Origin of the sequence: Pseudanabaena sp. PCC 6802 (assembly GCF_000332175.1) — a bacterium.
Taxonomy (GTDB): Bacteria; Cyanobacteriota; Cyanobacteriia; order Pseudanabaenales; family Pseudanabaenaceae; genus PCC-6802.
The window spans coordinates 2,719,677-2,732,980 of the sequence record NZ_KB235914.1 but is presented as its reverse complement, the minus strand read 5'-3'; the positions used below and the strand labels follow the sequence as shown (position 1 = coordinate 2,732,980).

11 protein-coding genes are annotated in these 13,304 nt (G+C 48.0%); 1 reads left to right on the top strand and 10 read right to left on the bottom strand.

Annotated elements, in window-relative coordinates; all coding sequences use genetic code 11:
- Positions 1–114 precede the first annotated feature (114 nt).
- The 10 genes from PSE6802_RS0118175 to PSE6802_RS29525 form a co-directional block, all read right to left on the bottom strand.
- Complete coding sequence (locus PSE6802_RS0118175) at positions 115–1,443, bottom strand: outer membrane protein (protein WP_019501472.1); 1,329 nt, start codon at positions 1,441–1,443, stop codon at positions 115–117.
- A 94-nt stretch (positions 1,444–1,537) separates the two neighbouring features.
- A complete protein-coding gene (locus PSE6802_RS34490; protein ID WP_019501471.1) occupies positions 1,538–2,848 on the bottom strand; it encodes a hypothetical protein in 1,311 nt (436 codons plus the stop codon).
- Positions 2,849–2,904: 56 nt separating this feature from the next.
- The gene (locus PSE6802_RS0118165) at positions 2,905–4,506 is read right to left on the bottom strand and encodes an alpha/beta hydrolase (RefSeq protein ID WP_193372418.1); all 1,602 of its coding nucleotides are present in this window, start codon (positions 4,504–4,506) and stop codon (positions 2,905–2,907) included.
- 245 nt (positions 4,507–4,751) lie between these two features.
- Positions 4,752–5,183 carry a hypothetical protein gene (locus tag PSE6802_RS0118160; RefSeq protein WP_019501469.1) on the bottom strand — a complete coding sequence of 144 codons (432 nt, stop codon included), beginning with the start codon at positions 5,181–5,183 and terminating at the stop codon, positions 4,752–4,754.
- Between the two features lie 334 nt (positions 5,184–5,517).
- On the bottom strand, positions 5,518–6,198 hold the full coding sequence (locus PSE6802_RS0118155) for a hypothetical protein (protein ID WP_019501468.1): 681 nt from the start codon (positions 6,196–6,198) through the stop codon (positions 5,518–5,520).
- A gap of 92 nt (positions 6,199–6,290) precedes the next feature.
- Positions 6,291–6,959, bottom strand: a complete 669-nt coding sequence (locus tag PSE6802_RS0118150; RefSeq protein ID WP_019501467.1) for a DUF1345 domain-containing protein — start codon at positions 6,957–6,959, stop codon at positions 6,291–6,293.
- 185 nt (positions 6,960–7,144) lie between these two features.
- Positions 7,145–8,482 (bottom strand): DUF1254 domain-containing protein, encoded by a 1,338-nt coding sequence (locus tag PSE6802_RS0118145; protein ID WP_026103387.1) that lies wholly within the window; start codon positions 8,480–8,482, stop codon positions 7,145–7,147.
- Positions 8,483–8,799: 317 nt separating this feature from the next.
- Positions 8,800–9,810 (bottom strand): formylglycine-generating enzyme family protein, encoded by a 1,011-nt coding sequence (locus PSE6802_RS0118140; RefSeq protein WP_019501465.1) that lies wholly within the window; start codon positions 9,808–9,810, stop codon positions 8,800–8,802.
- Positions 9,811–9,846: 36 nt separating this feature from the next.
- Entirely contained in the window at positions 9,847–10,839 is a 993-nt protein-coding gene (locus tag PSE6802_RS0118135; protein ID WP_019501464.1) for a DUF1214 domain-containing protein, read from the bottom strand.
- Positions 10,840–10,928: 89 nt separating this feature from the next.
- On the bottom strand, positions 10,929–12,353 hold the full coding sequence (locus PSE6802_RS29525) for a DUF1214 domain-containing protein (RefSeq protein WP_019501463.1): 1,425 nt from the start codon (positions 12,351–12,353) through the stop codon (positions 10,929–10,931).
- Positions 12,354–12,491: 138 nt separating this feature from the next.
- Between PSE6802_RS29525 and PSE6802_RS0118125 the strand changes: the two genes are divergently transcribed.
- On the top strand, positions 12,492–13,268 hold the full coding sequence (locus PSE6802_RS0118125; protein WP_019501462.1) for a bestrophin-like domain: 777 nt from the start codon (positions 12,492–12,494) through the stop codon (positions 13,266–13,268).
- Positions 13,269–13,304 lie beyond the last annotated feature (36 nt).

The window sequence follows — 13,304 nt, the reverse complement described above, 5'->3', positions numbered from 1 at the left end:
CTTAGTCTATTATCAGCCCTTCCGATCGGGAATACTCAGGCCAATTTATTGAAGCAAGGAAACAAAGGGTAGCTTATTCCACTTCAGCAGTTTGCTTGAAGAGTTTGAATGCTTTTAAAAATTGAACGTCACGCCGATAAATGGTCCATTATATCCTAATTTGAATCTGAGGTCATTATTGCCATAATTGATTTCATAAAATCGGTAAGCAATCTGAAGCGAAGTGGTGGGAGAAATCCACCAGTCTGCTCCAGCTATAACGTTCCAGCTTAGATTCGGATTGCCTGCTAGACCAAAACCAGAAATATCGCCGCGCAACCATAGGATGACGGGATCGGAAACCTGCACTCCTAATTTTGCTCCAATCGTGGGTTCGAGCCAGGTTCGTCCGCTACTAACCGTTCTCTGAAAATTCCGATCAAATCGTCCAAAGTCTAAACTAGCATCAATACTGGCATCTAGACTGTTGAGGCGAACGCCCAGAATTGGTTCGAACCAGTATAGGGGGAAAGACCTATTCGATGGTTTGTCGGGCAAGCTGTATTGAGCGGGATCGCCAAAGTGATAGCTGACTGCAAAATCGTAGATGCCCTGGCTAAAACTGGCACTTGCAGCAAGCGTAGTCTGGCGAATGCTAGTGCTAGCAACTCTACCTAGTTTTTGATAAGATGCGTCAACAATAAAGCCTAAGTTATTGTTCCATGTTTCGAGGCGACCGTAGATAGCAAAGTCTAGATTGCTAAGTACTTGACCGAGACTGAGATTGAAGTCGACGGAGCGATTCCCGATTGTAGTCGTACCGTAGGTACTGAAGGGAAGGATAAAGTAGGGTTGAAATTTAACGTGCCATCGATTGCTGTCGTCAGCAGGTTTTGCCACATCGCTGGCGGTCTGGGTTGGAGAGGATTTTGGCAGGCTATCTTGGGGGTTTTCTTGGGGGTTTTCTTGGGGGCTTTTCTGGGTATTCTCCTGGGCAACCGGAGATGCGAATGCAGGTAATGTCGTGTCTTGCTCTTTCTTGAGAGACTCTAAAGATGTCGGTGCGCTTGTGAGGTGAGCGACGCACGAAATAGGAGGAGACGTATTGTCTGTAGCTTCTCCTTCTCTAATCGGTAATGGCTGTGATGTGTTTGAATCATGCGCGGAGGTTGAAGTTGGGCATGTAAGATAGGGATTTTCCGCTATGGGCATATCTGCGAGCGAGTCTGCTAGCAACTCCTCGAAATTGAGAGGAGCATCAACGCTTCGATCGGGAGCAATAGAATTAGGAACTTCTAGAGCCAGGCGATCGCTGACGTTAGGAGTTTCCTGAGAAGTATTTACTCGATCGTGCGGAGATGTGGTTGGAATTGGGTTGGCGATCGCACTAGTTGTCAGCAGGCAGCCCAAGGCGATTTGAGACAATGGGATTGATAAGAAAAGATGCTGCAAGCGCTTAAACATGACCTGTGTCTCCTCAATAAATTTTGTTGGTGCTAGTGTAAACCTATCCCCTTTGTCTTCCGTTAATATTCTACGCCATAACCTTATGAATATACTACCCCCCACCAGGAAAGAGGAGTGTAAATTGGAAGCGAATCTGCCAATCTGCACCAAATTCAGGTTTGATGGCATTCCAGAATGCTACTAAACTTACGTTCACCGGTTGCTTGTCAATCCGAAATACCCTCCCAAAGCCGCCCCCTAAGGGAACTGTCCATTGGTTACCTGCAGAAGCGTTCCAATTTGCGGTAATAATGGGGGCGAATGAGAGATACCAACCATCTGGCAGGTTGTAATTGATGAATGGCTGAAACAAAAACTGGCTGACATCGGGGCGGCTGGAATCGCCCGCAACCGACCAGATTTGATTTGCCAATGCGCCAATCACCCATTGCCCCGGACTCCAAACTACAACAGCAGACGGTCCAATACCCCATTTACCAGTCCCTAAGGAGCGATCGGTTGCGGTAGGCAGTAAAAGCACCGGACCTATTCCCCAGTTGAGATTGCCAGGAACCTTCGGGACGAAAAAGAAGGTGGGGTTCAAATCCCCCAGCCCAAATGTAGAAGCATCAGTCCCTATCGGCTGGAGCAGGATTGGCGTAATAATGCGCGAAACCAACAACCAGTCATCACTTAATGAGGTTGGAATCACTGGCTGGACGTTCAAAATGTACTGCGTGCGGTCATGGGGACCAATACCAAAGTTAAAATTATACTGAAACGGTAGGCTAATCAGGCTGGCAATTGGGTTCTGCGCCGCTTTCGCCAGGTTTTCCGTATCGGCAGGGGCTGATTTATCCGTAATGGATGTCTCTGCTGTATCGCTAGTAGTCGGGCTTGGAGAGGGCTTGGGGCTATCTAACGCATTCCCTTGAGCGTTCTCTTGAGTAATTGGAGATGCGAATGTAGGTGTCGCCAAGCCTCGTTCCGTCTTGAGAGAATCTACAGATGTCAGCACGCTTGTGAGGTTCGCGACGCAGGAAATAGGAGGAGACGTATTTTCAGTAATTTCTCTTTCTCTAGTTGGCAATGGTTGAGATGCGATCGAATCGTTCGTAGAAGTCGAAGTGGGACAGGAGAGATAGGGATTATCTGCTACAGGCATTTCCGCGAAGGAGTCTGCTAGCAACTCCTCGAAATCGAGCGTAGGATCGAATCTCTCATCAGGAGCAATAGAATCAGGAACTTCTGAACGGCGATCGCTTAAGATTGTGCTATCTTGGGGAGGCTTCTGTAAAAAGTTAGTAGGAGATGTCGCTTCGAGTGGGTTGGCCAAAGCACTTTGCGCCAGTACGCAAGGAAGGCTCCAAGCAATTTGAGATAGAGTAGTAAATAGGGCAAGCTGCTGTAATGATTTAGGCATGACTTTATATAACTGAATAAAGCTTAATTAAGCAGTTGGGAAGAAAAGAGATGCGCTTAAGAGTTAAAGTTGTACTTACGCCTAAAGTCATCAATGGTTTGACCTAACTTGTCTGCCGAAGGAGCGCTAATTAGAAAGAGTTTAAATTCCTGCCCTTGACTGAGATATGCGGCATAGGCAGACTGGAGATAGGGTTTGTAATCTTCTTGCTTATCGAGGTAAGTCCCAAAAAATGCCGCCGCCAGGCTATCCCTATAGTTATGAATTAGATCCGGACTTGGTAGGGCGATCTTGTCAAAGGACTCAATTGTATACTTTATGCCAGCATCCAACTGGGAGAAGTCAACATGAGCCTGTCCTTCTACCATTGCCAAATATTTATCGGATGTCTTCAACCAGGGGAAAACGCGACCCTGTTCGAGGACAAAGGGCGTGGCGGGGTCGTAATTTCCTCCTGCTATAAATAGGGGGATTTGAATCTTACTCAGTCCCGAACGTCCGAAGATACTGCTATTCACAGGGTTTACGACAAAGACAGCGCTAACACGTCGATCGCGGAGATCGTAGATTTGGCGGGGTAACTCTAGAGCCCGACACTGAAGTAGCAGAGAAGTGTTGAGACCGCCGAATGGCCGATTGCATTCATTTTCCAAATTCTCGAAATCAATCACGGCACCAGCGATCGCGAAAGCCGTAGAGCCGCCAAAGGAGTGACCCGCTACACCTACAGATTCTAAATTGAGCTGTCCTTGAAATTCCGATTGATTGCGACGTTCGAGTTCGTCAATCGTGTAGCTGATATCCTTGGGACGGTTAATAAATTCATTCACATCAAAGGTGTTTCTGTGAAACCCTTGCAGGAATGCCTTCATCCGACTGATATCGCTGCCGGGATGCTGGGGAAGAACCACGACATAGCCATAGGAAGCCAAATGTTCTGCCGCGTCACCAAAATCCTCTGGTCTAGAAGAAAATCCATGCGAGAACACCACGACAGGAGTTTTCCCAGAGCGCCAGCTCTGAGGTTTATAGACATCGACATAAAACTGGCGATCGCGGCTGCTATCCTTGAGAACCCAAGTTTGTTTGGGCTGCACTCCAAACGAGCCAGGTTGGCGGAGATCTGGCATTTTTGCGAAATCCGTGGAAGGCTCAGAAGCTGCCTCGCGGGAGGACAATTGCTTCATTTCCACAGTAAGCAGTTCGGTTGCTCTCACTAATTTCTCAGCGAATTCCGTAGCTGCCAATATGTGTTCTCCTTGGAATTGGATATTGGTTGGGAACTTTTTAAAGAAATTCAGCATGGTCAAACCTTCAGGCTCGAAAGCAGCCAGCACTATCGCGGCTCGCATGCCGTATTTCCCATTCAGCCCACCCTCCAACGTAACTCCTTTGCCAATGCGAGTCAGGATAGCTTCTCCAATTCCCGAGTAAAAGAGGCGAGATAATAGTACGGGGCTAGCTTTTATCGGTTCCGTGAGGGCTTTACGAAATAGAGCTTGCTGTTCCGGGGTCGCTCTACCTAAATAGAATGCTAAATCTCGATCGATTTTACCTTCTTTCGCAAAGGTTTCTAAAGAACTAACTCTTAGGGATAATTTAAACGGGCCGAATGTCAAAAATAATTTCTCAGCGGCTCGAACTGGCGCAGCGGTCATAAGAGTGGAAGCAAGCACCCCGAACGCGACACCCCCAAAAAAATTGTGGGTTGTAAAGGGGTTAGTTCGCTTTATGGCGCTCGATCGCTGCTTCAATTCGTTAGTTTTTTGCAAATCTACCCCCATAGCCTCAAACCTGCCCTTATGATTTTTGGAAAACATCTTTCATAGAATAGCATGTTTTTTCTCAGCAATATTTGGAACATAGAGTGTGGCATTAATCATTAATAATGGACAGAAATCGCTTAACTGCCAAAACAGTATTCGTTGAACATTTCCGCCATAGCTCTGCCATTCTTGCGCTTGAGATCGATGCGAGTCTTGATTATCTCAAGTTGTTTGCGATCGCCCTTAGCCAGGATTGGAATCGCTTTTTGCCAAAGCTCGGCGCGATCGTTTAGTTCGGCTACCAGAACATCTCTCAAGATTTGTAGTTGGGCATCTGTTAGCGGAACGCTTTTGAGATTCTCAGCCAGCGTGTTGAAGAATTTTATCTCTTGCGATGGTTTTTCTAAGTTGTTGACTTTGAAATTAGCCTGAACGACTGTGTCACTTATAAGCTGACATTCTTTGGCTTTTGTATTAGCTGCTGATACAGTTGATGGCAGTGCTGTTGCTGTGAATATTGCTGTGGTAGCGGCGATCGCGCCGATCGAGCATTTAATTGAGAACTTCATGATTCCTTAGATTTTTTGAATTTTCCGGTTTGATACAAAATCCGCATTAACTATCCCTAATATTGCATCCGCATTAATTATCCCTAATATGGCATGGCGACTGAAAGTCGCAGCTACACGAGCAAAGTCCACCTGTGCGGACTTCAAGTAAAAGGGGGTAACTAAACGGGATTTGGTACGATCTTATGTAAAAGATACTAAACCCACTATTAACTGAGAATTCCTCCTTTTTTGCTAATAACACTAAATTAGAGCGTTTTTGTGCTTTTATTCATGCGAGGGAAATAATACTTAACATCTCAAGGCAATTCCAGCAGCGTCATATCGATCGGAACTATAGCGACTCAGCCTCTGCTTTTTTGCGGTAGTTGTCCATCAAGATATGTACGCTAATCATGAGTACCCATGTCGGAAAGCCCAGGACGGGCCAGGCCAAGCGATCGATATGGGCGACTCTCAGCAGCATAAGCGCCGCCAAAGCGTAGCCCAGCAAAGCCATCCAACGGGGAATCGCCTGGGTACGGATAAATAGAGTGCTGGTCGAAATCATAAATACACCTGCCATCTTGATCCCGTAGTTATTCAGAATCTCGCGTGCAGTAGTAAAGCCAAGGTCGTACAAGCCGGACGCTGACAGAGGATTTGTTTGGGATAAGTAAAGTAAAATGAGGCTCCCCGCCAGCGCCCCAAAGGAGAACAGCATGGCGAGAAATAACAGTCCGCTGCCAAGAAAGACGGTGGCAAAGAACCGATCTTCATTCTCCCCCAGGTAATCGCGCATTACGCCGATGAACCACAGGAAAGCAATGCCTGTGAAGGGTACCAGATTGAGTGCCAGGAGGATGGTGTTTCTACTGGTGGAAAGCCAATCCCCACCCTCACGCGGATTGGCAGGAAGGGAAATCAAAATGAGCGACAGACTGACGATCAGCAGAACCGAAAACACGATACCGGCGATCGCAGCAGCCTTTGGTGCTTTTTGGCGTACGCGGGTCGAGGGTTTTTCTGGCTTCATGTCTTTCTCCGGGGGGAAGTATTATCAATAACAACTTAAATTGGTATTAGTTACGCTGCTGTTTTTCAGCACGATAAACACTATGCTTCAGCCTAATTGCCGAGAATGCTGATTGCGCGCGCCGCGACCACGACGATCGTCGCAAGAGAGATCGAGCTTTCAATCATAACCATAATCTTGGTGCGCGATGTCAGTGGCATAGCATCGGTAGGGCTGAACGCCATTGCCGTTGAGAATGCCAGATATAGGTAATCGACGAACGTGGGTCGCCAGTCGGGCGGTACACCCTCAGGAGTGCCCGTTTGGAGAAACAGCCAATCCGGTCTTTTGCCTGCGTCATTCATCCGAGCTTCAGGCCCGCCGCGATCGATCTGCCAGTACAGCAGGGAGAACGTGAGGACGTTGGAGATCCACATACCAACGCTTGAAGAAAGAAGTAGGAGTCCGTCGATTGCCTTCGATCGAATCACCATTTCTCGGATCAGAGATGCCATACCCACGATCGTTCCGCTCCCCACAACCACGATGAAGAACAGCATGATCGTGCGCTCGATACTTCGCCACCGTGCTGTTGCGCCGGTCAGCGGGACAGCCGTTATCGATACCAGTATCGCGATCGCGGCGAAGTTGACAAACCAGGCAGGGAACAGTCTGATGCGATCGGGTAGCACCACCAGCAAACCCAGTACCACGAGGATTGTAAGGGCAACAGGCCAACGCGGCTCAATATGAAGTATTTGGGGCGGTTCGTTCTCGTTCATTTGCGATGCTCCGCAATTGAGCCCCTCCAGCTTCCAGAACGTTGCTGAAATTGATACTTCCACGTTAAGTTGTAGGTCATGGCCTCTCAGAAAATGAATATTCTTTTCTAATGGTATGGGATTTGCTCTGTATTGTGGCGCTTGGTTCCATGCGATCGCCCCTTTTCATTAGAGCGATCGCCCGGTTAAGACTGCCGTATTACGGGGGGAACCCAGCGCCCATCCAGCACCTGTGCTTTAGGTGCGTATAGACGCATGGTCACGCCCAACATATCCTGAGCGGGAGACGGCAACCAATTGGATTCCTTGTCTGCGCCGGGAGACTCGTGCTGGATGTAGATATCGAGCGAACCGTCGGCGTTGTATTTCAAGTCGTCGCGATCGCCGATCGCAAAGCGGTCGAGTTGGTTGGCAACCTGGAAACCTTCGGCATCGTACATGGTGACCGACCAGAATGCCTCTACGGGTGGCAGTTCGTCTTTCTGGAAGTGCAGCACGTACTTGTTCGCTCCATCCATCGGTTTCCCGTCAGCATCGCCTACATTCAACGGATAGATTGCATCTTGGGGCTGATTGGCACCGAGGCCGATCATAGCCACGATCGCACGCTTCAGGTAATAGTTGCCATAAACACCCATCGTATCGGTATTCATCTGCCAGCCATTCACAACCTGCGACAATGTTGTGAACTTCTCCTCCATTAATTGGAGTCCGTCTGCGACAGCGCGATCTAGAGCCGCCTTAACTGTGGCAGAAGCATTGTCAAAGTTAAAACTTTCACCCAGAATGATACCGATGCGACTCAATCGCGAAACCATTGACCAGTCAGTAATATGTGGTGGGTGGAGCTTCATCAATTCTGCACCGTAGCTGAAGTAATTGGCAGCAGTCATGGTGTTAACCTGCACCAGTGGCGGTGTTTTCATATCCACGCTGGGGTCAATGACCGCCTTCACCGGTTCGGACTTCTGTCCCCACTGCGATAGCGGTGTGACGATATAGCCGTCTTGTATCTTGTGGACTGCTTCGTAGTCTTTTGGCCCGTTAGTTTGGGTACGTCCGATAATCCAAACGTAGGGGGTAGGTGACTCAATACGCTCTGCACCTTCAGGAAGTTTTCCATTCCATCCCTTCAGTACGACAGCGAAGTTTGCAGCCTTTGTGCCACTGGTACGCTTTCCAGGTACAGCAAAGACATCAGACCACATATCCAGCATGGGTAACAAATAGTAGCGATCGCCCGTATCTGGTACAGAAACGATCGCAGGTTCTTTGGTAAGATCGAGCCATGCAATAGAGTAGAGGGTATCGAAGTTAGGACGCACCACCTCGCGGAAATCCGCAGTCGGAAATGCTCGCAAATGCTGGAATTCGTTCATCGGACCCATGCCGGGGTTCTTGCCTGACTCAAAATTAGTCATGACGCGACGCGACACGTCCATTGTAATCAGTGGGTATAGGTAATGATATGCCTCAATACCAATCTCGTATGCTTCCTGTTCGCTGAGATATATGTTTGTCATTGTCTTCTCCCCCTTGATTTCTGTTTTAGAATATTTCGTAAATGAGCGATTGGCTTCTACAATTTTACCATTTTTAGATTTATTCCCCATTAATGATGAGACTTTTAGCGGTAAAGCCCAAAAAAAATTTCTTGCTGTAAAAAATCCATTGGTGTAGGGGGCAGGTTTTGTTCAGGAACTCAGTAATAAGCGAAAACTTTTAGCTAAACCTGCCCGTACATAAAGTCCATCAATGAAAATTTTTCACTCTATAAATTTTTCATTGGGAATAGGAAATCTGCTAGTTTCCTATTTTTAGTTTATTTATGCTTTCCTACTTAGTTGTATTCTAATTCCTTTGGCTGTGAATTTACCCGCACCACACAGCGGAACCCTACATGACTCATCCCCGTATCCACCATTTGGGGACGACGGGCAGAGGGACGGTAACGCTCGCAATATTCTGGCGAACAGAGATAAGATCCTCCTTTCACTACTTTGCGCGGAATTGGGAACTGCGGTTGAACTGGATCGTAACTGCCTTCCATCGAACCACCGCGAGGATTAAGTGGAATGCAGCAAGGCTTGTCAGCTTCATCGGGATGCCGATCGCTATACCAGTCGCAAGTCCACTCCCATGCATTACCCGCCATGTCGTAGAGTCCGTAGCCGTTGGGCGGGTAAGAGCCGACAGGTTCGGGAGAGGGGGGATGGGGTTTGAGATACTTCCAGGGAAACTCGCCCTGCCAGGTATTTGCCATGAGTTTGCCCTGTGGCTTGGGATCGTCTCCCCAGGTAAAGGCCGCATTCTCTAAGCCACCCCTAGCAGCAAACTCCCATTCGGCTTCCGTGGGAAGGGCTGCACCTGACCACTGGGCATAAGCTTCAGCATCCTCATAGGCAATGTGCACCACTGGCAGGTGCTTCCGCTGTTCGATCGAACTGCCCGAGCCTTCTGGACGACGCCAGCAGGCTCCTGGTACCCAAACCCACCACTGGCTCATATGCTTCAGATCCACTGGCCCGGAGGTCATGCGAAAAACCAGCGATCCCGGTACCAGATTTTCAGGCGGAGCACCGGGATAGTCGGCAGGATTCAGCGGACGTTCGGCAACAGTCACATATCCTGTCGCCTTGACGAACTTTTGGAACTGTCTGTTCGTGACCTGGTATTTGTCAATCCAGAAGCCATCTACGGTGACGCGATGCAATGGCTTTTCCTCGGGATAGTAATCGTTCGATCCCATCAGGAACGTACCGCCGGAAATCCAAACCATATCGGGTTTTGGCGGTCTGCCGGGTGGCTTGGTTGAGCGTGAAGGCTTCGATTGCATTGGCGATCGCGACATATTAAACCTCTGTTATCGGGCTAGTTCGTCAAAACTCTATATCTTCTCAACTTTTACAGTCATGTCTGCCCCTTGAACTGGGCAGTATGCTCTAAGCACACCATAAAAAGGTTTTCCCGTCGGAATACCATTCAAACCTTCGCCATCAGGACTGAGCGTGACAGTATAAGTACCATCCGCATTTTGCTTTGACGTGTAGGTGGTTCTATCGTAGATCTGCTTAGAATTCGGGATCAGCAGTTTGTTGTCGGAGCCGTAAATTGTAATCGAAGAATATCCATTGTCATGTACGATGCCAGCGGGGACAGTCAAAACGTAAGTGTCCTTGCCATTAAACGGTTCGCCATTTGCATCGCTCAGAATCAAACTGTATCGCACAGCATCCGATGGCGTTCCTAGTTGTCCGAGCATTACGGCTGCCGCCAGAGCGATCTCACCAACATCACCTGATTTATAGCCAAAGGCGATGTCTGGATTTACATGGGGAACTGCAGCAGAGACGATCGCCAGTGCTGCCTTCTCAATGTCAGCAGAGAATCGTTGCACGTCTCTATGCATATCACCCTTACCACCCTCCATTGCGATCGATTTACTCAGTCGTCGAACTTCTTCAATGTTGTCAACGACGACCATGCGGGTGAATGCTAATCCCTGATCGGTTTCCAGGTTGACAATGTGAAAATCTCCTTTAGGAAGAGGCTGACCGGGACGAATGAGTAAAATCGGTTTTTCAGGACTGACAATGACCGCAGGCACATTGTGTTTCATGTCGAAGATTGAAACGGGAAAAAACCTATCGTATTTGGGCGTTCGGATGATGGCACAGCCTTCCGAGAGGCTGAACCAGTTATATCCGTAATCCACGGTTGCCTGAGGTGTTACGACGGTATCGTCCGTTGGATCGACAAGCCCTGTAAATTGAAACGTTCCCTTCTCGTTTTTAGCAAGCCAGGCGTTCATCATCTTCGCCTGTTCTTGGTTTGGATACTCCTTGATGTAATTCTCAATGGTATCTTGAGGGTTTCTCATAATATAAACTCCTTCTATTTCGATGAGATTGACTCGATCGCGATCGCACTAACACAGCTTAACGCGATCGCGTTTGCAAAGTTGACGATCTAACTCACGCGCTCAATATTCCCCAGTACCCAACTCTTATCGAAAAATGCCTGTTTGGGAGCATAGAGGCGGAAATAGGGGAACCAACCCTCGTCGGGATTGGTTGCGATCCAGTTACTTTCCAGTCCTGTCGGGATCTTCGCCGTGTTGGGGCCGAAGTAGATATCAACCGATCCATCGGCATTCGTCTGAAGTTGGGCGTTGCGCGAATCCAGATTGGCGTTCATTTGATTTGTGCGGACAAAGATCCGACTGTGCTCGGCATAGACAGTTACTGCCCAGAACTGCTCCATCGGGGCATTGGGTGGCACTGTCAGTCGATAGGTTTCACCACCCCGCAACACCTGCCCATCCTTGTCTCGCTTGGTGCTCAGGTAGACCTGTCCAACGCCGGGGGTTTCCGTCTTCATTCCCTTTGACGTTGTGATAGCTTCGTAGAACCAGGCCGATCGCTCGTCCAGATAAAGTCTTGTCTCATCTTCCTGTGCGAGCGGAAAATCAATCAACCGATACCAGAAAGTGCTTTCCCAATAGGGTTTGGTAAAGGCTGGTTCGATGATATTGGCACGAGCGAGGAGTTCGCCAATGGTTGCACCTTGAGCCAGTAGTGTTGACAGGCGATCGTCGGGATTAAAGGGCTTACCATCCTCAATGCCGAAATAGGTTAGATACGCCATAAATGCTTTGTCGCGATCGGCAACTGGCTCGTTCTGAATTGCTTGATGCAAAATTTTGAAGTAATCAAGTCCAACGGGTGGAGTTTGCGCCCAAGGTTTGTCAAGTCCTGAAATGAAACGGGCAGGTTGTGGGGTACTGCCCAGTGGATAGACTTTGAGCGACTGCTTGAATACCTCTAGTGCGTCTGCGCCTGGTGTCAGAACGCGAGTACCAAGTAAGATTTTGTTCGTCGGCGACTGAAAAACTAAATACTCCGAGCCTTCATACTGCTTAGGGGCGTCCTGGGGGCTGATAATCAGGTATTTTGCGCCCTTACCGCAATCGGGACCAGTGATGCCCAAATCGCAGGTCGGATGCTCCCACCAGTCAAGAACGCCACCGGCAAACATCCCCGCCGGAAAATCGACCACGATCGCGCCAGTTTCAGAGAGGTCGAGCAGACTAATGATGTAGGGTGTGGTGGCATTCCCAGTTGTCACGCCGCTTTTTTCGTTGAAACTATCGTAAATAACGAAATCAGTGCCTTTAGCCCCATAGATGCGCTCTTGCTCGTTCTTCCATACCTGAAACTGGGTTAGTGGCAATGCCCAGAGATAAATTTCCGATGCGCGCTGGCGATCGCGCTGGTCGAGCAGCAACTCGATCGTGCCGTCAGTCGGGTAGGAATTGTCGATCGCCATGGGGCCATAGGGCGTTGATAGCGACTGGGTGCCAAACAGGTTCGATCGTTCGATTGGTGTATTCATAGCAGTTCGTTTTTAAACTTTACGGCGATCGCGTTTTGATGGTTTTGGTCTGCACAGATTGTCCCACTTTATAGCGGTAACCCCAAAATCTTAGTTACCGAAGCTAGTTATAATCAGTATCATTTATTTTGATAAATTATGGAATTTGTAGCTGTAGCACTCATATCGACAACATTACTCTGCTTAGGTATGGCTGGAAGCATTGAAACTGGCTATAGGATGGGTAAGCGCAGACTAGAAAAGTATCCAGAAAGTAAATCCGAAGGGATTGGAGCAGTTGAGAGTTCTATTTTTGGTATTTTAGGTTTAATTTTAGCTTTCACTTTTACGGGAACGCTATCCCGCTATGAGAGTCGAACCCAGCTAGTTTTAAAAGAGGCAAACGCTATTGGTACTGCCTACCTCAGGCTTGACTTACTGCCAAAGAACGATCGAGATAAGTTGCGATCGCTTTACAAAGAGTATCTTCAATCCCGCATCAATCTATTTGAGAATTATGAAAATCGGCAACTATCTGATTCTTACTTTCGCCAAGGTCTAAAATTACAAGCTCAAATCTGGGAAATTGCTAATGCTTCTGTTCTATTAGGTAAAAACCCTGGAATCATGACCCTAGTTCTAAGCTCCACCAATGAAATGATTGATGTTGCTAATGAACGGTTGCAAGCGACCCGTACCCATCCACCGATAATTGTTTACATTTTATTATTTATTCTTGCTTTGGCTTCAGCTTTTTTGGTTGGTGAAAGTATGTCCGCCAATCAAAGGAGGCCGTTATTATATATGGCCATATTTTGCGTGACTATATCTGCAATCACATATGTCATTATTGATTTAGAATTTCCTCGACTTGGGCTGATCAAGATTCATTGGGGCGATAAGGTACTTGTAGAAACTTTAGAAAATATGAAATAGATTTTTACCGACTATTCCTCCATCTCCACCGGATCG